General features: G+C 72.3%; 21 protein-coding genes. 13 read left to right on the forward strand and 8 right to left on the reverse strand.

Annotation, left to right across the window (positions count from 1 at the left end; genetic code table 11):
* Positions 1-129: 129 nt before the first annotated feature.
* The gene (locus NS184_RS10245; RefSeq protein WP_058726018.1) at positions 130-525 is read right to left on the reverse strand and encodes a hypothetical protein; all 396 of its coding nucleotides are present in this window, start codon (positions 523-525) and stop codon (positions 130-132) included.
* Positions 526-647: 122 nt separating this feature from the next.
* On the opposite strand from NS184_RS10245, the gene NS184_RS10250 reads away from it, so the two are divergent.
* Positions 648-3,233, forward strand: coding sequence for a helix-turn-helix transcriptional regulator (locus NS184_RS10250; RefSeq protein ID WP_058726019.1), 2,586 nt, complete (start codon positions 648-650; stop codon positions 3,231-3,233).
* Between the two features lie 270 nt (positions 3,234-3,503).
* Here NS184_RS10250 and NS184_RS10255 read toward each other — a convergent pair whose 3' ends face one another.
* A complete protein-coding gene (locus tag NS184_RS10255) occupies positions 3,504-3,866 on the reverse strand; it encodes a sterol carrier family protein (protein WP_058726041.1) in 363 nt (120 codons plus the stop codon).
* A gap of 58 nt (positions 3,867-3,924) precedes the next feature.
* Here NS184_RS10255 and purD point away from each other — a divergent pair, with 58 nt between their 5' ends.
* Together purD and NS184_RS10265 are read left to right on the forward strand one after the other, a co-directional pair.
* Complete coding sequence (purD, locus tag NS184_RS10260) at positions 3,925-5,193, forward strand: phosphoribosylamine--glycine ligase (protein ID WP_058726020.1); 1,269 nt, start codon at positions 3,925-3,927, stop codon at positions 5,191-5,193.
* Positions 5,190-6,056 carry a phosphoribosylaminoimidazolesuccinocarboxamide synthase gene (locus tag NS184_RS10265; protein WP_058726021.1) on the forward strand — a complete coding sequence of 289 codons (867 nt, stop codon included), beginning with the start codon at positions 5,190-5,192 and terminating at the stop codon, positions 6,054-6,056. The genes purD and NS184_RS10265 overlap by 4 nt, the downstream gene beginning before the upstream one ends.
* 36 nt (positions 6,057-6,092) lie before the next feature.
* Here the strand turns inward: NS184_RS10265 and NS184_RS10270 are convergent, their stop codons facing one another.
* A complete protein-coding gene (locus NS184_RS10270; RefSeq protein ID WP_058726022.1) occupies positions 6,093-7,292 on the reverse strand; it encodes a PP2C family protein-serine/threonine phosphatase in 1,200 nt (399 codons plus the stop codon).
* A 162-nt stretch (positions 7,293-7,454) separates the two neighbouring features.
* On the opposite strand from NS184_RS10270, the gene NS184_RS10275 reads away from it, so the two are divergent.
* Genes NS184_RS10275 through NS184_RS10295 form a run of 5 tightly spaced genes read left to right on the forward strand, consistent with a single transcriptional unit; the run spans position 7,455 to position 11,468 of the window.
* Complete coding sequence (locus tag NS184_RS10275) at positions 7,455-8,378, forward strand: ABC transporter ATP-binding protein (RefSeq protein ID WP_058726023.1); 924 nt, start codon at positions 7,455-7,457, stop codon at positions 8,376-8,378.
* Positions 8,375-9,193 (forward strand): ABC transporter permease, encoded by an 819-nt coding sequence (locus NS184_RS10280; protein ID WP_083513613.1) that lies wholly within the window; start codon positions 8,375-8,377, stop codon positions 9,191-9,193. The genes NS184_RS10275 and NS184_RS10280 overlap by 4 nt, the downstream gene beginning before the upstream one ends.
* A gap of 38 nt (positions 9,194-9,231) precedes the next feature.
* Positions 9,232-10,491, forward strand: a complete 1,260-nt coding sequence (locus tag NS184_RS10285) for a sensor histidine kinase (protein WP_058726024.1) — start codon at positions 9,232-9,234, stop codon at positions 10,489-10,491.
* Complete coding sequence (locus NS184_RS10290) at positions 10,488-11,114, forward strand: response regulator transcription factor (RefSeq protein WP_058726025.1); 627 nt, start codon at positions 10,488-10,490, stop codon at positions 11,112-11,114. Before NS184_RS10285 ends, NS184_RS10290 begins: the two co-directional genes overlap by 4 nt.
* Positions 11,115-11,159: 45 nt before the next feature.
* A complete protein-coding gene (locus NS184_RS10295) occupies positions 11,160-11,468 on the forward strand; it encodes a hypothetical protein (protein WP_058726026.1) in 309 nt (102 codons plus the stop codon).
* Positions 11,469-11,475: 7 nt separating this feature from the next.
* Here the strand turns inward: NS184_RS10295 and NS184_RS10300 are convergent, their stop codons facing one another.
* The 3 genes from NS184_RS10300 to NS184_RS10310 all read right to left on the reverse strand — a co-directional run bounded on the left by NS184_RS10300 (position 11,476) and on the right by NS184_RS10310 (position 13,527).
* Positions 11,476-12,288 (reverse strand): helix-turn-helix transcriptional regulator, encoded by an 813-nt coding sequence (locus NS184_RS10300; RefSeq protein WP_058726027.1) that lies wholly within the window; start codon positions 12,286-12,288, stop codon positions 11,476-11,478.
* A 76-nt stretch (positions 12,289-12,364) separates the two neighbouring features.
* Positions 12,365-13,006, reverse strand: a complete 642-nt coding sequence (lepB, locus tag NS184_RS10305) for a signal peptidase I (protein ID WP_058726028.1) — start codon at positions 13,004-13,006, stop codon at positions 12,365-12,367.
* A complete protein-coding gene (locus NS184_RS10310; protein WP_058726029.1) occupies positions 13,003-13,527 on the reverse strand; it encodes a hypothetical protein in 525 nt (174 codons plus the stop codon). The genes lepB and NS184_RS10310 overlap by 4 nt, the downstream gene beginning before the upstream one ends.
* Positions 13,528-13,646: 119 nt before the next feature.
* On the opposite strand from NS184_RS10310, the gene NS184_RS10315 reads away from it, so the two are divergent.
* Both NS184_RS10315 and NS184_RS10320 read left to right on the forward strand, forming a co-directional pair.
* Positions 13,647-14,516, forward strand: a complete 870-nt coding sequence (locus NS184_RS10315; RefSeq protein WP_058726030.1) for a VOC family protein — start codon at positions 13,647-13,649, stop codon at positions 14,514-14,516.
* 35 nt (positions 14,517-14,551) lie between these two features.
* Positions 14,552-15,118 (forward strand): GNAT family N-acetyltransferase, encoded by a 567-nt coding sequence (locus NS184_RS10320; protein ID WP_058726031.1) that lies wholly within the window; start codon positions 14,552-14,554, stop codon positions 15,116-15,118.
* Positions 15,119-15,313: 195 nt separating this feature from the next.
* Here the strand turns inward: NS184_RS10320 and NS184_RS10325 are convergent, their stop codons facing one another.
* Both NS184_RS10325 and NS184_RS10330 read right to left on the reverse strand, forming a co-directional pair.
* Positions 15,314-16,843, reverse strand: coding sequence for a catalase (locus tag NS184_RS10325; protein ID WP_058726032.1), 1,530 nt, complete (start codon positions 16,841-16,843; stop codon positions 15,314-15,316).
* A gap of 88 nt (positions 16,844-16,931) precedes the next feature.
* Complete coding sequence (locus NS184_RS10330) at positions 16,932-17,483, reverse strand: Fur family transcriptional regulator (protein ID WP_152998170.1); 552 nt, start codon at positions 17,481-17,483, stop codon at positions 16,932-16,934.
* A gap of 64 nt (positions 17,484-17,547) precedes the next feature.
* Between NS184_RS10330 and NS184_RS10335 the strand changes: the two genes are divergently transcribed.
* From NS184_RS10335 to NS184_RS10345, 3 genes are all read left to right on the forward strand, one after another.
* Positions 17,548-18,312, forward strand: a complete 765-nt coding sequence (locus NS184_RS10335) for an aquaporin (RefSeq protein ID WP_083513615.1) — start codon at positions 17,548-17,550, stop codon at positions 18,310-18,312.
* A 117-nt stretch (positions 18,313-18,429) separates the two neighbouring features.
* Entirely contained in the window at positions 18,430-19,737 is a 1,308-nt protein-coding gene (locus NS184_RS10340; protein ID WP_058726034.1) for an acyltransferase family protein, read from the forward strand.
* Between the two features lie 141 nt (positions 19,738-19,878).
* Entirely contained in the window at positions 19,879-20,697 is an 819-nt protein-coding gene (locus NS184_RS10345; protein ID WP_058726035.1) for a cytochrome c oxidase assembly protein, read from the forward strand.
* Positions 20,698-20,938 lie beyond the last annotated feature (241 nt).

Here is a 20,938-nt window from a genome sequence, read left to right on the forward strand (position 1 = left end):
TTTAGGCGGCAGCGTCAGATGTGGATAAGAGAAGGTGCTCAGCTAGGTCCGGTCGCCCAGGGCGACCAGCAACGGACTGGAGGCACGGTGCGGGCCCGCACCGTGCCTCCAGTCCGATCAGGGGTCGCGTCAGCGACCGGCGACGTCGTCGCCGTGGTCCTCGACCTCGCCGTCCACCGTCTCCGGCGCGGGTTCGACGTCCACACGCTCGGCGGTGAGCGCCGACGCGCGGCGCGCGAACACGCGGTCCAGGACGACCGCGACGACGGCGCCGACGAAGGCCCCGAGGGTCACGCCCCACAGCGAGAAGTACCCCACCAGCGAGCCGAAGCTCGCGGTCTCCTGCTGGTCGCCGCGGTCGAGGTTCATGGTCGCGGACACGACGACGAGGGTGACGAGGAAGCCGAGCACCGCGCCGCCGATGATGAAGACGCCGAACTTGGGCGCACGTCGGATCGTGACCTCGTCGGAGGTGGAGACGGCGTTCGGTGCCGGTCGTTCTTCGGGTCCGTCGGTGGTGCTCACCAGGCCATTGTCCCCCACTGTGGGACGTGCTCCGGCCTGTGCCCGGAACGCGATCCGGTGCAGGATGGTCCCCACCGGTCGCGCCCCGACGACGGGTGGGGGGAGGAACAGAGGTGACACGCATGCGTCGACGCACCGAGCGTGGTCACCGGTCCGGTCCCCACCGGCGCGCACCGGCGCGCATCGCCTGGCCGATCGCACGGCGGCAGGAGGAGGACCGGGCGGTCGCGGTGATCGCCGAGCACCGGTGGAGCGTCGCGCTCGTCGGCGCTCCCGGCCTCGGGAAGACCACCGCCGCCGAGCGGATCACCGACCGGGTCGTCGGGCGCGACGGCCCCGGACGGACCTTCGTCGTGCCGATCACGGCGGTCGAAGCCGCTCGGTCGATGCCCTTCGACGCGGTCACCGGACACTTCGGCGAACTCCCGACAACGTTCGCGGAACTCGCCGACGAGCACCAGGCAGCCGAGCGGCTCCGGTCGCTCGGCGGTGCCGACCGTGACGTGCTGCTCCGGGTCGACGACGCCGACCACCTCGACGCGATCTCGGCCCGGTACGTGGCGTGGCTCGTCCGGCACCAGGACGCCCGCCTCGTGCTGACCTGCCGGGACTTCACGGCACTGCCCGGCCCGCTGCGGGCGCTGTGGCAGGACGACCTGCTCGAACGCATCGACCTCCAACCCCTCGACCTCCACGAGACCACGGACCTCATCGCGACTGCGCTCGGCGCCCCGTTGGAGAACGCGTCCGCGGAACGCGTGCACCGAGCGACCGCGGGCAACCCCCTCTACGTCCGCGAGGTCGTCCGCGCCGCACTGGCCTCCGGGGCGCTCGAGCAGACCGCGTCGGGGTGGTACTGGCGCGGCCGGGTCACCGCCTCGAACAGCCTCGCCGACATGTACCGTACGGAGCTCGGCGCGCTGCCCGAGGACCTCCGCGACGTCGTGGACATCGTCGCGCTCGCCGACCCGATCCCGCTCCCCCGGTTGCTCGCGCTCGTCGCCGGCGGCGACATCGACCGGGTCGTGGCGCTCGGCCTCGTGCGGATGGACTCCACCGAGGACGGCACCGCGGTGGTGCGCCCGTCGCACCCCCTCGTCGGCGAGGTCGTCCGCGCCCTCGTGCCCGTCGCCCGCCGGACGGCGCTCTTCGCGCGCGCCAACGCGTTCCGGACCGACCGTCCGGAGGGCGCCCCGCCGGCCGCTCGGCTCCGCGCCGCGCTGTGGTCGCTCGAGTGCGGTGTGCTGCCCGCCACGGAGGCGCTGCTCGACGCCGCGCAGGTCGCCGTCCGGCTGCAGGAGCTCGAGAGTGCGGTCGCCCTGACCTCGGCCGCCCTCCGGACGTCGCTGCCGTGCACGCAGCGGATCGCCGCCCACGTACTGCGGTCGCTCGCGCACTCGTACAGCACCGGTCGCGAGGCCGGTCGCGCCGACGCCGAGGCGGCGTGGGCGATCGCCCGGGAGTCGGACGACGTCGACGACGCGGCGGTCATCGAGGCGTGTGAGACGCTCGCGAACATCCGGCAGTTCCACGACGACGACGTCGACGCAGCGGTCGCGCTCACGGACACGGCCACCGCGCTCGTCGGCCCCGAGGCCGCCGAGCGTCTCCGGCTGCTCCGACTCGCCCACCTCGGTTGGGGCGGCCGGTTCGCGGAGGTCCGGGACGAGGTCGACGCGAGCGGCATCGTGCACGCCCCGACCGTCCCCTTCGGCTTCCTCTGCCTGGCTCCCTGCGCCGTGATGGCCCTGGCCACCGCCGGGCGGCTCGACGATGCCGCGACCCTGGCGCGGAAGAGCATGCAGACGGCCGTGGTGAACCTCGAGGACGCTCCGTGGAGCGTCGGGGAGATCGTGTCCGTCCTGCACCAGGTGCAGGTGTGGCGTGGGGACCTCGCCGACCTGCTCACGGAGGTGCCGGTCCGACGGTCGAGCCCGTACCTCATGTACGACTTCACGCTCGAGCTCATCGGCGACGGCAACCTCGCGATCGGGCAGCGGCGGTGGGACGACGCGATCGCCGCGTTCTCGGCGGCGTGCGAGCGCTACGACGTCGCGGACCACGGCGGCTTCGCGGCGTACCCGTGGGCACGGCTCGCGATGGCGTACGCCTACGCCGGACGACTCGAAGAGGCCGCTGTCGCGCTCGATCGTGCGCGGACGACGCCCCTGCGCGCCATGCGGATCGTGGGTGAACAGGTGGCCGTGTCGATCGCGTGGACGGAGTGGCTCCTCGGCATCCCCGCGGGACTGCGCCACATGGACGAGGTCATCGAGCGCTCGACCGCGTCGGGGTCGTGGACGCACGTCATGTACGGACAGACACTGCACTACGCGAACGACCTGCAGGCAGGTCGGGAGGACGGACCGTCGGCCGATCGTCTCCGCGTCGCCGCCCGGCGCTTGGACGGTCCCCTCGCCGCCGCGATCGTCGAGTACCTCGACGCCGTGCGGGCCCGGGACCGACCGCGGGTCATCGTCGCGCAGGGCGTCCTCGCGTCGCACGGGATGTCCGTCACCGCCGGGAACACGAAACCGCCGCTGACGAACCGCGAGTACGAGGTCGCCAAGCTCGCGGCGGAGGGGCTGAGCAACCGACGCATCGCGGAGACACTCGGGTTGTCCGTCAGGACGATCGACGCCCACCTGTCACGGGTGTTCCAGAAGTGGGAACTGCACGCGCGGACCGAGCTCGCCGAGCTGCTCTGAGCCGCTTCGGACGTCCGGACACGGCGCGCCGGACGTCCGGACTCCGCAATCTCCGTTGCGGGATGCAGCACGACGCGCCGGATGGTTGACACAGCGAGCCGGAAATCGCGTAGCGTGTGGTGCGTCGCCGGGTTCGGACCCGTTCGGGTCGGGTCCGAATCCCGGCGACTTCCACGATAGGCAACCGGTTGCGTGGGGCACATCGGTAGGACCTACCTAATTCGCTTCGCCAGGCGAGCGACCTCCCGCCCGCCGGACCGCGCCCACGTGTCAGGCGGGGAGTCGGACCGGCAGGAAGTCGGTCAGGTCAGCCCGTGATCCCGAGGCACTGACCCGTGCGGCGTCGACCGCGTCCCCCCAGCGCAGCGTGCCGGTGGCGAGTGCGATCCAGGTCGCGGCGTCGGTCTCCACGACGTTCGGCGGGGTGCCGCGGGTGTGCCTCGGCCCGGGGATCGCCTGGACGGCCGCGAACGGCGGGACGCGGACCTCGACGCTGTTCCCCGGGACGTCCTCCGCGAGCCGCTGGAGCGTCCACCGGACCGCGGTCGCGACGTCGGAGCGCTGCGTGCCGCCCTCGACCACCGCGGCGAGCGCGCGCCGTCCGTCCTCGTCGTCGATCGTCCTGCGGGGCATGTCCACAGGCTAGCGACGCCGATCGCAACGCGGGACCAGCGCTCGGTAGGCTGGCCGGGTGCGAATCCTCGTCCTCGGTTCCGGTGCCCGCGAGCACGCCATCGTCACGGCCCTCCTCGCGGAGCAGGCAGGGCACGTCATCACGGTCGCGCCGGGCAACGCCGGCATCGCCGCCGACGTCGAGACCGTGTCGCTCGACCCGACCAACGGTGCGCTCGTCGCCGAGTACGCGATCGAGAACGACGTCGAACTGGTCGTCGTCGGCCCCGAGGCGCCGCTGATCGCCGGCGTCGCCGATCCCGTCCGGACCCGCGGCATCCCGGTGTTCGGTCCGGGGAAGGCCGCGGCGCAGCTCGAGGGTTCCAAGGCGTTCGCGAAGCGGATCATGGCGGAGGCGGGCGTCCCGACCGGGCGCCCGGTGTACGCGGGCACGGTGGAGGAAGCCGTGGCCGCCCTCGACGAGCTCGGCGCGCCGTACGTGGTCAAGGCCGACGGGCTCGCGGCCGGCAAGGGCGTCCTCGTGACCGAGGACCGGCAGGCCGCGGTCGACCACGCCACGTACTGGCTCCAGCACGGCCACGTCGTGGTCGAGGAGTTCCTCGACGGGGAAGAGGTCTCGCTGTTCTTCCTGAGCGACGGGCACGACGTGCGGCCGCTCAGCCCCGCGCAGGACTACAAGCGCCTGGGCGACGGCGACACCGGCCCGAACACCGGCGGGATGGGCGCGTACTCCCCCCTGCCCTGGCTCGCCGACCGCTGGGCCTCCGAGGACGCCTTCGTCGCGGAGGTCACCGACCTGGTGGCACTGCCGACGGTCCGGCGGCTCGAGCACGAGGGCACGCCGTTCGTCGGCCTGCTGTACTGCGGTCTCATCGTCACCGAGCAGGGTGTCCGCGTCATCGAGTTCAACGCCCGCTTCGGCGACCCGGAGACCCAGGTCGTCCTCCCCCGCCTCGCGACGCCGCTGAGCGGCCTCATGCTCGCCGCGGCCACCGGCCGGCTCGGCTCCGTGCCCGCGCCGGAGTTCCGCGCCGAGTCCGCGGTGACCGTGGTCCTCGCGAGCGAGGGCTACCCGGAGAACCCGCACACCGGTCGTCGGATCACCGGGATCGACGCCGCGAACGCGCGGCAGGGGGTCTCGGTCGCCCACGCCGCGACCGGACTCCTCGACGGCGGACTCGTCGCGACCGGCGGTCGGGTCCTGAGCGTCGTCGCCACCGGCTCGGACTTCGCCGAGGCCCGAGAGCGCGCGTACGCCGGCCTGCACGACATCACGCTCGAGGGTGCGCAGTACCGCACCGACATCGCCGCGAAGGTCGCCCGGTGAGCGCCCCGGTCGTCGACGGCTGGCAGCACGTCGCCTCGGGGAAGGTCCGCGAGCTCTACGTGCCGATCGGCACCGCCGGCGTCGCGGACGCGTCCGAACTGCTGCTCGTGGCGTCCGACCGCGTCAGCGCCTACGACTTCGCACTCGAACCGCCGATCCCGGGCAAGGGCGAGCTGCTGACCCGTCTGTCGCGCTTCTGGTTCGACCGACTGCCCGACGTCCCGAACCACCTCCTGCCGGAGTCCGCCGGCGGGACCCCGGTGCCGGCAGAGATCGCGTCGCGGTCGATGCACGTGGTGCCCCTGACGATGTTCCCCGTCGAGTGCGTCGTCCGTGGACACCTCGTCGGCAGCGGCTGGGCGGAGTACCAGGAGACCGGCAGTGTGTGCGGCGTGGCGCTCCCGACCGGTCTGTCGAACGGGGACCGCCTCCCGGAGCCGATCTACACGCCCGCGTACAAGGCACCGCAGGGCGAGCACGACGAGAACATCTCGTTCGAGCAGACCGTCGAGCTCATCGGGCGGCAGGACGCCGAGACCCTCCGCGACCTGTCGCTCCGCGTCTACAGCGAGGCTGCGGCGATCGCGCTCGAGCACGGAGTCGTCATCGCGGACACGAAGTTCGAGTTCGGCCGTGACGCCGACGGGGTGGTGCGGATCGCGGACGAGGTCCTCACGAGCGACTCCAGCCGGTACTGGGACGCCCGCGGCGCGAGCCGGACCGAGTCGTTCGACAAGCAGATCGTGCGTGACTGGCTCAGCGCGAACTGGGACCGCCAGGGGACGCCGCCCGTGCTCCCCGACGAGATCGTCGAGCGGACGGCCGCCCGCTACCGCGAGCTCATCGAGCGACTCGGCGCCTGACCGACGTCGTCGCGCGCGCTGATGGACCAGCCCGCGTCAGGCGTCTCGCGCCACGACCACCACGGTCAGGTCGTCGCCCGGGTCGTGCTCGACGGACCGGGCGCGCACCCGCCCGAGGAACTCGTCGATGTCCGCAGCACCGCGGTAGAGCTCCCCGAGCCGCGACAGCGACGCGAGCGTCGAGTCCCACAACTCGAGCGCGCCGTCGCTCACCAGGACGAGCACGTCCCCGACGCCGAGGTCGAGCGACCCCGTCGTCCGGGTGAGGCCCGCGGGGTGCAGTCCGAGCGGCAGGTCGAACGAGCGCAGCACCTCCTCGGAGCCGTCCGTCCGGAGCAGCAGGACGAGCCCGTGTCCGGCGTCCGTGAACTCGAGGTGCCCGGTCATCGGCTCGAGCCGGCCGTGGAAGAGCGTGGCGAACGACTCGGCGCGACTGAGCTCCGGAGCGACCTGCGCCTCCAGCCCGGCGACCGCGGTGTCCGGTCGTTCGTCGCCGCGGGCGAGGAGCGCTCCGCGGATGTTCGCGGCGAGGAGTCCCGCCGACATGCCCTTGCCCATGACGTCGGCCAGGGTGACCACGAGGTCGTCGCCCGACCGGTGCCACTCGTGCAGGTCGCCGGAGACGACACCGTGCGGCACGCTCATGCCGGCGACACGGTACCCGGGGACCGTGACCCCGATCGGCTCGAGCCCGGCCAGGACGGCGCGCAGGCGGTCCTCGTCGGCTCCGGCGGCGAGCTCACGCTCGGCCCACACCCCGAGTTCCTCGAGCAGCGTCAGGTCGTCGTCGCTGAGCGTCCGCGGTGCCTGGTCGACGAGGCAGAGCGTGCCGACCTTGACGTCGTCGTCACCGAGCCGCAGCGGCACACCGGCGTAGAAGCGGACGTTCGGGTCGTCGACCACCATCGGCATGTCGGCGTAGCGGACGTCGGCCGTGGCGTCCTCGACGACGACCGGTCCGACCTCGCCCAGTGTCCGACCGCAGAAGGTGTCCTGCAGCGGGATCGTCGGCCCGAACCGCTGGTCGCTCTGCTGGGACTTGATCGTCAGCACGGAGTCACCCGCGAGGTTGAGGAACGACCCGGTGACCCCGAAGGCCTCGCGGGCGATGCGGGTGATGCGCTCGAACCGCTCCTCGGGTCCGCCCTCGACGACGTCGAGCGCTGCGAGCAGCGCCGCCCGCCGCACGGCCTCCGGCGAGGACGCGGCGTTCGGGGTCGAGGTGGTGAGGCTCATGCCCTCAACGGTAACGCCGCGGCCGATCGCGCGTGCGTCCCCACAAGGGAGGACCTGGACCCCCAGAATGCGGGGCAGCCAGCCCGACCGTGACGATCGTCACGGTGATGTCGTGACGGACCGCAGCGGCCCGCGTGTCCGGTCCGCGCGAGATTGGTGCCCATGAACAGCACAGGACTCCCGGACGACGCGGTCATCGCACTGCGCGGTCTCCACAAGCGCTTCGGCGCCGTGCACGCCGTCGACGGCGTGGACCTCACCATCCGCCGCGGCGAGGTCGTCGCGCTCCTCGGACCGAACGGCGCGGGCAAGACCACGACGGTCGACCTGGCCCTCGGGCTCTCGACGCCCACCGCCGGCGAGGTCCGTCTCTTCGGGGAGACCCCCCGCGCGGCGGTGGTCGACGGGCGCGTCGGCGCGATGCTGCAGGGCGGTGCGCTGCTGCCCGACATGACGGTCCGCGACGTCGTCGCCCTCGTCGGCGCCGCACACCGGACCCCGATGCCGGTCGACGAGGCCCTCCGCCGGGCCCGCTGCACCGAGATCGCCGGCCGTCGGGTGAACAAGCTCTCCGGCGGGCAGCTGCAGCGCGCACGGTTCGCGGTCGCCGTCGTCTCGGACCCGGAGCTCCTGGTGCTCGACGAACCGACCGCGGCGATGGACGTCGAGGCCCGTCACACGTTCTGGTCGTCGATGCACGAGTTCACCGACGCCGGCCGCACGGTGGTCTTCGCCACCCACCACCTCGACGAAGCCGACACCTTCGCGGACCGCATCGTGATCATGCGGGCCGGTCGCGTCGTCGCCGACGGCACGCCGACCCAGATCAAGGCCATCGCGTCCAGCCGGTCAGTCCGCTTCGCCGGCGTCGGCGCCGGTGCGCACGTCGCCCTGCGCGCACTGCCGGGCGTCACCGGCCTGGAGGCACGGCACGACTCCGTCACGCTCCGCACCGACCGCAGCGACGACACGCTGCGGTCACTCCTCACCTCGTTCCCCGAGGCGCACGACGTCCAGGTGGTCGCCTCGACCATGGACGACGCCTTCCTCGCCCTCACCGCTGACCCGCAGGAGGTCTCCGCATGACCAGCACGACCGCGACCACCGTCGCCGCTCCCGCCGTCCGTCCCCGCGCCAGCACCGCCGTCCGCGGCCGTCTCCCGATCCGCTACGTCGCCCTCGAGACCGTCCGGCAGCTGCGCAACGTCAAGGCGATGGTGTTCACCTTCGCGGTCCCCGTGGTGATGCTCCTGGTGTTCGGTGCCGCGTACGGGTCGCAGCTCGATCAGTCCACCGGCCTGCGCTACCTGACCGTCACCACGCTGCAGATGGCGTCCTACGGCGCGATGACGGCGGCGCTCAGCCAGGCCTTCGCCATCGTCAACGAGCGCTCGATCGGCTGGAACCGCCAGCTCCGTGTCACGCCGCTGTCCGGCTGGGGCTTCATGGTGTCGAAGGTCATCGCCGCGATGGCGTTCGCGGCACTGTCCATCGGCATCACGATCACCGTGTCCGTGGTGGCCCTGCAGGCGTCCCTCGCCCCCAGGCACTGGCTCGCGGCGGCGTTCGGCGTCTGGTGCGGCGTCGTCCCGTTCGCCCTCATCGCGATCCTCATCGGGCAGTTCGCGAAGCCGTCCTTCGCGCAGCCGCTCTTCATGGTCGTGTTCATGGGGCTCGCCATCCTCGGTGGCCTCTGGGTCCCGCTGTCGATCATGCCGAGCTGGATGGGCTCGGTCGCGCACCTGCTGCCGTCCTACTGGCTCAACCGCATCGGCCAGATGGGGGCCGGCGCGACCGGCAGCACCGGCATGGTCGAACCCGCGCTCGTGCTGACGGGCTGGGCGCTCGCCCTCGCCGCCGTGATCGTGTGGCGCTACCGCCGCGACGCGGCGCGGCAGTGAGCGGCGCCCAGCCGACTGCTGGCCCTACGCTGACCGACATGACCGACTCCCGCACCCGCCCCGTCGCCGTCCGCGACGGGGCGGAGGCGCGCCGTGCCTCCAGGCCGTCGCCCCGCGCGTTCCCGTGGGCCGTCCCACCGGGCGCGACCGAGGACGTCATCCGAGCCGGCCGGCGCCGCTGGTACGGCGGCGCCGTGTTCGCGCTGCTGTGGCAGGTGCTCGAACTCGTCGCGGTCTGGAACGACGGCCGCTCGTTCGAGGCGCACGTCTGGTCGACCCTCGCGCTGTTCGTCCTCTACGCGGCGTACCTGTTCGCACCCGAGCTGATGTGGCGGAGCGGGATGCGGACCCGGGTCCTCGTGCTCGCCGGGATCGCGACCCTCGCCGGCCTGCTGCTGCTCGTCGTCGGGCCGCTCGCTGTCTGGACGTGGCTCCTCGTCGCCGCACTCACCGGCTTCGTCGCCGAACGCTCCTGGGTCGCGGGGGTGGGGGTCCTCACCGTCATCGCGGCCCAGGTCGTCGTCGCCGGGTCGCTCGGCTGGGACGACGCGGCGAGCAGCGGACTCCTGTTCGCGCCGGTCGTGACGGTCTCGGTCGGGGCGTCGATGCTCTTCTTCGGACGGCAGCGCGAAGCGGAGGACAAGCTCGACGTCGCACAGGACGAGCTCACCCGGCTCGCCGTCGTCGAGGAGCGGACCCGGTTCTCGCGCGACCTGCACGACGTGCTCGGACACTCACTGACCGTCGTCGCCATGAAGTCCGAGCTCGCCGCTCGGCTCGTCGAGGTCGATCCCGCACGGGCCAGGGCGGAGATGCAGGACGTCGAGCGGCTCTCGCGCGATGCCCTGCAAGGGTTGCGCCGGGCCGTCAGCGGGTACCGCGAGGCGGACCTCGACGCCGAACTCGTGTCCGCCCGTGCCGCACTGGCGGCCGCCGAGGTCGAGGCCGACCTGCCGGCCGACGGCACCGCGGCGGCGCGGGACGTCCGGAGCCTGTTCGCCTGGGTGCTCCGGGAGGGCGTGACGAACGTCCTCCGGCACGCGGCGGCGACCCGGGTGCGGGTGACGCTGACGCGGACAGCACTGACCATCGAGGACGACGGGACGGGAGACTCCGGTGCCGGGGCTGCCGGTACCGGGGCTGCCGGCGCCGGGCGGGCGCCCGCCGGGGCCACTGTCGGTGGCAACGGACTCCGTGGGCTGCGGGAGCGGGCCGACGCGGTGGGCGCGACCGTCACCACCGGGACGAGCGACCTCGGGGGCTTCCTGCTGCGCGTCGAACGGAAGGGCCGACGATGACCGACACGATCCGGGTGCTGCTCGCCGACGACCAGGCGCTCGTCCGCGGCGCCCTCGCCTCGCTGCTCTCCCTCGAACCCGACATCGACGTCGTCGCCCAGGTGGCCCGCGGTGACGAGGTCGTCGAGGCGGCGCGGAGGTCTGGCGCGGCGGTGGCCCTGCTCGACGTCGAGATGCCCGGAGCCGACGGTCTCACGGCAGCGGCGGCGCTCGCCCGGGACCTCCCGGCCTGCCGGTCCCTCATCGTGACGACCTTCGGCCGACCCGGGTACCTCCGCCGCGCGCTCGAGTCCGGGGCAGCCGGCTTCGTCGTGAAGGACACCCCGGCCGAGCAGCTCGCGGACGCCGTTCGACGGGTCGCCGGGGGGTTCCGCGTGGTCGACCCGGTGCTCGCCGCCGAGTCGCTCGCCGCCGGCCCCTCGCCGCTCACCCCGCGCGAGACCGACGTCCTCATCGCCTTCCGCACGAGCCCGACGGTCGCCGGGGTCGCCGCGGCGCTGCACCTGTCGGAGGGCACCGTGCGGAACCACCTGTCGGCCGCGATCGGGAAGACCACCGCTCGGAACGCCACCGAGGCGCTCCGGGTCGCCGCCGACAACGGGTGGCTGCTCGGGACGGCGTAGCCTGGTCCGGTGTTCCGCTCCGTCCGCCGCCGTACGTCCTGCCGCGTGGCCACGTCGCTCGTGCTCGGTCTCACCGCGGCACTGACCGTGGCGGGGTGCGGCGCGCACGACTCGACCGGGCAGATCACGGTCACGGTGTCGGGGAACGCCGCGCAGCGCCCGTACGAGGTCGAGGTGTACGCGTCGACGGGCAAGCTCTCCGAGCACCAGCGGGTGTTCCCGGGCGGTACCGCAGCGTTCGCCGGAGTGCCGCTCGGCGAGGTCACCGTCCGTGCGACGGATCTCTGCCCGCAGGACGCGACGGTGTCGAACGGGTCGGTGGCGGCCGTCACGCTCACGACGACGGGCTGCTGAGCGCGGCTCAGCGACGACCGGCCGACCGAGCGAGGGTCTCGCGGGGGCTCTCGCCGAACCGGGCGCGGTACTCGGACGCGAAGCGACCGAGGTGCGTGAACTGCCAGCGGTGGGCGACGTCCCGGACGGTGAGGATCCTGCGCCCCCGCGTGGTGAACTCCAGGTGGACCCGGTCGAGTCGAGCCTCGCGGAGGTAGCGCATCGGCGTGACCGCGAGGCGTCGACGGAACAGGTCCTGCAGTCCCCGCTCGCTCAACCCGCAGGCGTCCGCGATGTCCGCGACCGTGATCGGGTCACCGGCGTGCTCGTGCACGAAGGCGATCGCGTGGCGCATGCGATGCTCGACGTCCGACCGCGCCCGGGTGTACGTGGAGAGCACGACACGGGCGATGCGTTGCTTGAGCGCTCGGCGCTCGGTGTCCGGGAGCTCGGGGTCGAGCACCCGGTCGACGGCGTCGCGCAGCAGCGTCCGCAGGGGCTCGGTCCGGTTGTCGGTGGGGTCCGGCTGCACGAACCGGTACGACTCGTCCGCGTCGCCGAGCAGTGCCGGTGCGATGTGCATGAGTGTCATGGACGTGGCATCCGTCTCGAACGCGTAGGCCACCGGCGCGGAGAGCACCACCGGCTGCCCGGGACGTACGTCGACGCGTTCGCCGTCGTCCGCGGTGACGATCGCGTGCCCGTCGGCGAGCCAGAAGACGACGTGGTCGGGCCGCGGTCCGATGGTGCCGGCCTGCGGACCGTTCGTCCGGATGCGCCGCACCGAGAGTTCGTCGTCGCCGCCGGTCAGGTACTCGAACGCAGCATCGTCCGTCGGCATGTGCAGCACGCTACCCGGTGCGTGTCACAGCCGCGACACCCCCGAACGCGCCAGAGGGACGCGTCCACGGAGAGCGTCAGCGCGCCGCGTGGTCGGGTACCCGGTCCCACTCGTCGCCGTACCGGGACAGCACCGTCCAGCGGGACACGGGCCACGTCGTGATGAACGCGCGCCCCACGACGTCGTCGACCGGCACCGAACCGTGCGCACGGCTGTCCGCGGAGTCGTACCGGTTGTCACCCATGACCCAGATGTGGTTCTTCGGCACCGTGATGTCGAAGTCGGTCCCGGAGACCCGGTCCGAACCCGCTTCGTGGACGACGTAGGGCTCGTCGACGGCCTTCCCGTTGACCGAGAGCCGCCCGTCCGAACCGCAGCAGGAAACCCGGTCTCCCGGCAGACCGATGACCCGCTTGATGAGGTCGTCGCCCTGGCCGGTCCCGAGCCACCCGCCCGGGTCCGTGAACACGACGACGTCGCCGCGCTGCAGCGGGACGAGCCCCGGGACGAGTTCGTTGACGAGCACTCGGTCGCCGACGAGGAGGGTGTCCTCCATCGACTCCGACGGGATGTAGAAGGAGCGCACCAGGAACGTCTTGACCAGGAACGAGGCGATCAGCGCCGCCACGACGATGATCGCCAGGTCCCGGAGGAAGCGCCAGCCGCCCCGCTGCTTCGCGTTGCCCTCGGTCGTCGCACCACTCGTTGCGTCGGTCAATGCGTCAGTACCACCTTCACGAGTCCGATCACGAACGCGACCGCGGCGAGCACGATGCCGCCCCAGAGCCCGAGGAACGTCGGACGCGCCCCCGAGAACCGCTGCATGAACACGCCGACGAGCCCGATGCGCACGACGAGGATGACGACCGCGGCGATCTGCGCCCACTCGGCGGGGAGCCAGCCGATCCACGCCGCGGCGTAGAGGACGGCCGGGATGAGCCCGGAGGTCGCGATCGGGTTGGCGTTCCGGGCGATGACGGCCGCGCTCTCCCGTCGATCGTCGTGGTCGGTGTCGCGGTCGGCGCCGATGCCGTGTGCCACGAGGTGCGCCAGGACGTGCGCGAGGTAGGTCAGGACCGCGGTCGCGAGGACCGTCAGCACTGCGGCGCCGTGCTCGATCTGCACCGGTCCGACCGCGATGGCGGCGCTGAGCACGGTGATGTTGCCGTAGATGTACGACGACATCCGGTCGCGGACGTGGTCGACGGGGAGGTCCCGCGGGTCCGGTCGTCGTGGCATCCGTCCATCATGGCCTCATCGAGCCGCTCCCCGCCGACAGGACGCCGAGTGCGATGCGATCGGGCAGCGGATCGGCCCATTTGGTTGACGCGTCAACTAAATGGGTCGACACTGGACACATGCAGACCCAGGACCTCCTCGCCGCCGACACGGGCATGGGCGCGGTCACCCTCCGCGTGGCCGACCTCGACCGGATGACGGCCTACTACACGGACGGAGTCCGCCTCAGCGTCCTGTCGTCCGCCCCCGGGCGGACCGTCCTCGGTCGCGGGTCGGTGCCGATCCTCGTGCTCGAGCACGCGCCCGAACTCCAGCACGCCGGCACACACGAGGCCGGGCTCTTCCACACGGCGGTCCTGTTCGACACCCGCGCGGACCTCGCGGCTGCGCTGTACTCGGTCGCCACGCGGTATCCGCAGTCGTTCACCGGCAGTGCCGACCACCTCGTCAGCAACGCGTTCTACTGCACGGACCCGGAGGGCAACGGCGTCGAGTTGTACTGGGACCGCGACCGCACCGAGTGGTCGTGGACGCACGGCTCCGTCGACATGGCCACGATCTTCCTCGACCCGAACGTGTTCCTCCAGGAACACCTCACGCAGGACGCCCTCGACGACGCGGCGACCAGGCCCGGGCGCGTCGGGCACGTGCACCTGTCCGTCGGCGACGTCGCGACCGCCAAGGCGTTCTACGTCGACCAGCTCGGCTTCGCGACCACGGCGGGCTGGGGCGAGGCACTCTTCGTGTCCGCCGGCGGCTACCACCACCACATGGCGATGAACACGTGGAACTCGCGCGGCGCCGGCCGTCGAGAGCTCGCGCTCGGGCTCGGGCTCGTCCGGATCGAGGTCCCGGGCACGGACGACCTCGGTTCCCTCACCGAGCGCATGCGCCACCACGGCGTCCAGCTGGCGGACGACGGGCGGACGGTCGCCTTCGAGGACCCGTGGGCGAACCGCATCGAGGTCACCGCGCCCGGCCGGGGCTGAGCGTCGCCGCCCACCCCTCCGGCAGACTGGCTCCCGTGACGGACGACACCCTGTGGGAGGTGGTCGAGGAGAGCGCGCTGACGCTCACCGACCACGAGGCGATCGCGGCGATGCTCGCCCAGGCGTTCCCCGACTGGTCGCACTGGTTCGTCGGCAGCCGGAGCTGGAGCGGCATGCAGCCCGAACGACGCGTGATCGCGCGCGACGCCGACGGAGTCGTCCTCGCGCACGTCGGCATCCGGCGCATGTTCATCAGCGTCGGCAGCCAGGACCTCCTGGTCGGCGACACCGGGCTGGTCGGGGTCACGCCTCGACTGCAGGGCACCGGCATGGGCCGCGACCTGATGGAACGCGCCCGGAGCGTCCTCGAGGGCCTCGCCGTCCCGTTCGGCTTCCTCGGCACCGGCGAGGACCGCGTGCCGTTCTACGCGAAGGTGGGCTGGCGGGTGTTCGACGAGGTCGTGACCGACTACACCGCGTTCACCGCGGAGGGCGCGGGCATGCCGATGACCGAACAGGGCGGCTGGATGGTCCTGCCGGTGGTCGCGCCCCTCGAGGACTGGCCCGCCGGTCCGGTGCACCTCAACGCCCAGCAGGTGTAGCGCGGTCCGGTCCGGCGGATCGTCGGAACGCGCGCGTCTCGACGCGACGCGCGTCGGTCGATGCGCGCGGAGTCGGAACGCGCGCGTTTCGGGGGCGGGTGCGACAGACGACGGACGGGAGGCACGGTGCCAGCCGGCACCGTGCCTCCCGTCCGTCAGGTGGTGGGGCGGGCCTCCGCCCCTGCGCTGACCGGGCTACGCCTCGACCGCGACCTTCTCCGGGTCCTCGTTGGAACCCGGCGCGCTCGGCGCGACCGCGGCGCGCACGCGCGCGCCGAGGTCGGCGTCGACGTTCGTCCAGTAGGCGAACACCCGCTCGCGGAGGTCGTCGCGTGTGACCTTCGAGACGTGCCCGGCGATGTTGCCGACGAGGCGCTCACGCGCGGCGTCGTCGAGCACCTCGCGGTAGAGGGTGCCGGCCTGGCCGAAGTCGTCGTCCTCCGGGTGGAGCGTCGCGGCGGAGCGCTGGAGCGCACCGTCCGACTCCCAGCCCGGCACCTCGTCGGTCGCGGCGGGGTCGGCGTGGGCGCCACCGAGCGAGTTCGGCGCGTACACCGGCACCTCGGACTTCTGGAAGTCGAAGCGCATGGCGCCGTCCTTCGAGTACGAGTGCACCTCGTTCTTCGGGGCGTTCACCGGCAGCTGCGCGTGGTTCGTGCCGACACGGTAGCGGTGCGCGTCCGCGTAGCTGAAGATGCGCGCGAGGAGCATCTTGTCCGGGCTCGCCGCGATGCCGGGCACGAAGTTCGACGGGGCGAAGGTCGCCTGCTCGATCTGCGCGAAGTAGTTCTCCGGGTTGCGGTTGAGCTCGAGCTCGCCGACCTCGATGAGCGGGTAGTCCGCGTGCGGCCACACCTTCGTCAGGTCGAACGGGTTGAAGCGGTAGGACTCGGCGTCGGCGTAGGGCATGACCTGCACCTTCAGCGTCCACTTCGGGAAGTCCTCGCGCTCGATCGCGGCGTGGAGGTCACGGATGTGGAAGTCGGCGTCCTCACCGGCGATGCGGTCGGCGTCCTCCTGCGTGAGGGTCTTGTGGCCCTGCTGCGTGATGAAGTGGTACTTGACCCAGAAGCGCTCGCCTTCGGCGTTGATCCACTGGTACGTGTGCGAGCCGAAGCCGTCCATCTCCCGCCAGGACGCCGGGAGGCCACGGTCGCCCATGAGCCACGTCACCTGGTGCGCGGACTCGGGCGAGAGCGTCCAGAAGTCCCACTGCATGTCGTGGTCGCGGAGGTGCGAACCGGGCAGGCGCTTCTGCGAGCGGATGAAGTCCGGGAACTTGATGCCGTCGCGGATGAAGAACACGGGGGTGTTGTTGCCGACGAGGTCGTAGTTGCCCTCTTCGGTGTAGAACTTCAGCGCGAAACCACGGGGGTCGCGCCAGGTGTCCGGGGAGCCCTGCTCGCCGGCGACGGACGAGAAGCGGACGAGGGTCTCGGTCTGCTTGCCGGGCTGCAGGAACGCGGCGCGGGTGTACTGCGACACGTCGTGGGTGACGGTGAACGTCCCGAACGCGCCGCCGCCCTTCGCGTGGACGACGCGCTCCGGGACGCGCTCGCGGTTGAACTGGGCGAGCTTCTCGACGAGGTAGTGGTCGTGCAGCGCGAGGGGTCCGTCGGCGCCGACCCCCATGGAGTGCTGGTCGCTGGAGACCGGAGCCCCGCTGTTGGTCGTGGTGGTGGGGGTGCCGGCCGGCTGGCCGGTCGTCGTGTTCTGGTCGGACACGGTTCCTCCTCGGAACGTTGGTTCGGTCAGGGGTGCTCGGGTTGCTCGTGGTCCCGTTCGGAGCCGGGAGGTGCGATCGCCTGGCTGGTCAGGGCCTGGTGGCCGCGGGGTCCGCAGCCGGGGTGGCGGCCACCGGGGCGGCGGCCACCGGGGCGCTGGTCACCGGGGCGCTGGCGGCTGGTGCGTCGGCGGACGGGTCGCCGTCACGCTCGGCGGCGGCACACCGTTCGCAGATCCCCCAGTAGGTGACCTCGGCCGTGGTGACCGCGAAGCCGTGTGTCTCCGACGGCGTCAGGCACGGCGCGTGCCCCACGGCGCAGTCGACGTCCTCGATGGCGCCGCACATGGTGCAGATGATGTGGTGGTGGTTGTCGCCGGTCCGTCGCTCGTACCGCGCCGGACTTCCGGCGGGCTCGATGCGGCGGACGAGCCCGACCCCGGTCAGTGCGGCGAGGACGCCGTACACCGCCTGGTGGCTCGTCGTCGGGAGCTCGGCCGAGAGCGCGGAGACGATGGCGTCCGCGGTCGCGTGCGGCATCCGCTCGGTCGCGCGCAGGACCGCCAGCCGCGGGGTCGTGACGCGCAGACCCGCGGTGCGCAGCAGCTCGGCATCCTCCACGCCCGACTCCTTCTCTTGCAGCCATCAAGACAACTCGGTCAGCGTAGCACCAGTCCCGCGCCGAGCAGGGACCGAACGGTCGGACATGAGCAACGCAACACCAGCCACTCCCACCACGTCCGCCACGTCGTCCCCACGCCTCCCGGTGCGCCTCGCCGCCGAGGCCGCGGGGACCTTCCTCCTCGTCTTCGCGCTCGTCGGCGCGGCGAACCACACTGCCGTGTTCCCCGACGAACACAACGCCGTCGGCGTCGGGCTGCTCGGTGTCGCCCTGACGCTCGGCCTCACCGTGATGATCGGGGCGAGCGCTTTCGGTCCGATCAGCGGCGGTCACTTCAACCCCGCGGTCACGGTCGGTCTCGCGGTCGCGGGGCGGCACCGCTGGGCCGAGGTCGTGCCGTACGCGGTCGCCCAGGTCGTCGGCGGATCGATCGGAGCCGGCGCGCTGCTGCTGATCGCGGGCCAGGGCAGCGCAGGCTTCCTCGACGCGGCGATCGACGGGGGCTTCGCCTCGAACGGCTTCGGGTCGCAGAGCCCCGGCGGGTTCTCGCTGCTCGGCGTCGCCGTCGCGGAGACCATGGCGACGGCACTGTTCGTCACCGTCATCCTGCGGGTGACCGGGAGCGCGGGCAGCCCCGTGCCCGCTCCCGTGGTCATCGGGTCGACGCTCACGGTGCTGCTCCTCACGCTCATCCCGGTGTCCAACGCGTCGCTGAACCCGGCGCGGTCGTTCGCCACCGCGGTGTTCGCCGGCCCGGAGTGGCTCGCACAGTGGTGGGCGTTCCTGGTGTTCCCCGTCCTCGGCGCGGTCCTCGCCGGATCCGGTGCTCGCCTCCTGCGTCGCGCATAGTCCCAGAATCCGTGCGTGACCCGTTGCATGCCGTTGGCGGCATGCGACGGGTCACGAAACGGTGCCGATCAGCTGGACCGACGCTGTGGACGCTCCCCGCGGCGGTAACGTCCGAGCATGTCCTCGCAGCAGAGCGTGCCGGAACAGGCACACACCGCACAGGGCGTCCGGGGGATCATCGCGCAACGAGACCTGGTCGTCGACCTCATCCGGACCGCCTGCGTCGTCCTCGTCGTCTTCGTGCACGTCACGATGGTCGGGGTCGGCACGGCGGACGACGGCATCACGGTCACGAGCCCGCTCCAGGAACTCGACTGGTACGTCGCGGCGACCTGGATCGGTCAGGTCATGCCGTTGTTCTTCGTCGTCGGCGGCTTCGCGAGCATCGTTGGCTGGCGGAGCACCGTCGCACGCGGGGGCGGAGCACGGGACTGGTGGGCCACCCGGCTCGTCCGGCTCTTCCGTCCCGCGGTGCCACTCTTCGTCGTGCTCGCCGCGGGACTCGGCACCGCCACCGTCGCCGGGACCCCGTCCGACCTCCTGGCCGAGGTCGCGTTCGGCATCGGCTCACCGCTGTGGTTCCTCGCCGCGTACGGCATCACCCAGTGCTGCGTGCCGCTCATGGTCCGCCTGCACGAACGTGCGCCGTGGCGGACCCTCGCCTCGCTCCTCGTGCTCGCGGCAGCGATCGACGTCGTCCGTCTCGAGACCGGCCTTGCGGAGGTGGGCCTGCTCAACCTCGGGCCCGTGTGGCTGTTCGCGCAGCAGCTCGGGTTCCTCTGGGCGGACGGCTGGTTCGCGCGGAGGGCGCGCGTGCTGCTCGTCCTCGTCGCGGTGGGCGCGTACGCGGCGCTCGTGCCGATGACCTCGGTGGGGCTCTGGGCGCCGGACATGCTGCAGGACCTCAACCCGCCGATGCTGCCGCTCGCGTTCCTCGCGATCGCCCAGGCGTGCCTCGTGCACCTCGTCCACGGACCGCTGACGCGACTCATGCGGACCCGTGCGGCGCAGGCCTCGGTGTTCCTCGTCGGGCGGGACGGCATGGCGATCTACCTCTGGCACCTGCCGCTCTTCATCGCGCTCAACGGCGTGGCGCTGCTCGTCGGCGTGCCCTTCCCCGAGCCGGGCGGCACCGTCTGGTGGGCCACCCGCCCCGTCGCGCTCGTCGTGCTGCTCGGCGTCGCGATCGCCGTCGCCCGCGCGCTCCGCTCGTTCGACCGGCCGCTCCCCCGACTCGTACCGGGCGCCGATCGTCCGGCGTGGCCGGTCCTCGTCGTCGCCGCGCTCTGCACCGTCGGCCCGGCCTTCGCCGTCATGCAGCTGCACCTCTCCTTCTCCGTCGCCCTCGCCGGAGCGCTCCTCGTGCCGCTCGGGGTCTTCCTGCTGACGCGGACCACCCCGGCGGCCGGCGTCACGCGGATCTGAACCGGTTCTCACCCCCGGGGGACCCACCGTCGCGCGAACGGGGCGGAGGATGGCTGCGGCAGTACGATCCGAAGGAGGCTCCCCACGCCGTCGACACCCGAGTTCTGGTCCACGTGGCGGTTCGACCCACTCGCGGCCGCGATGATCTGCGTCGGCGCGGTCGCGTACGGCTGGTGGCTGGTCGGCGCCGTCCGCCGCGGAGCTCGGTGGCCGTGGTGGCGGACCTCCGCGTTCGTCGTCGCGCTCGGTCTCTTCGGGGTCGCGCAGTTCGGCATCGTCGGCGTCGACGCCGAGCGCCTCCGCTGGGCGTTCGTGCTCCGGCTCGCGGTCCTCTTCTTCGCGGTCCCCACCTTCGCCGCGCTGGGCGCGCCCGTCTCCTTGCTCCGGACGGGAGGCCCGGATCGCCTCGCGCAGGCAGCCACCACCGCCCTGCGGTCGCGTCCGGTCCGGGTCCTCGGCAACGCGATCGTCTCGCCGTTGGTCGCCCTCGCGATGTTCTGCGTCCTCCTGACCCCGTTGTCCGCAGCGATCCGGACGTCACCGGTGTGGGCGGTGGCGATCACCGTGCTCGTGCCCGTGCTCGGGTTCGGGTTGCTCGCGCCGCTGTCCGAGCCCGGGATCCTGCGGTCGTCGACGTTCGTCACCGTGGAGTTCCTGCTGGCGTTCGTGGAGCTCATGCTCGACGCGATCCCGGGCATCGTGCTGCGGATCACGAACCACGTGCTCGACGGAGCGACCACGGTGCTCGTGGGGAAGGCCTGGTACCCGTCACCGTTGCAGGATCAGCACCTCGCCGGCGACCTGCTGTGGTTCATCGCCGAAGTCGCGGACATCCCGGTCCTCATCTCGCTCTTCGTCCGGTGGCAGCGGACCGACCGACGCGAGGCGCGCGCCGTCGACGACCTCACCGACGAGGAGATGATGGCGCTCACCCGGGCGCACCTCGAGCGGCGCGGGTAGCTGACGGCAGTGAGCGCGGACGCGGGCGCGGGCATGAGCGCGGGCGATGAGCACGCATCCGGTGCACGGGCATCTTCCGACACTGCGCGCGTCGACCGACGCATGCTCCGTCGCCGCCCACCGCGGCGTGCGGCCATCGACGCCTCCAGCTGCCCGAGGTCACCGGCGCGCTCGGCGACTCCACGACGAACGACGCCGCCGCTGTCGTTCGACAACGGCGGCGTCGTTCAGGGTCGGCCGC

It is taken from the genome of Curtobacterium luteum, from assembly GCF_001475545.1.
GTDB lineage: Bacteria > Actinomycetota > Actinomycetes > Actinomycetales > Microbacteriaceae > Curtobacterium > Curtobacterium luteum_A.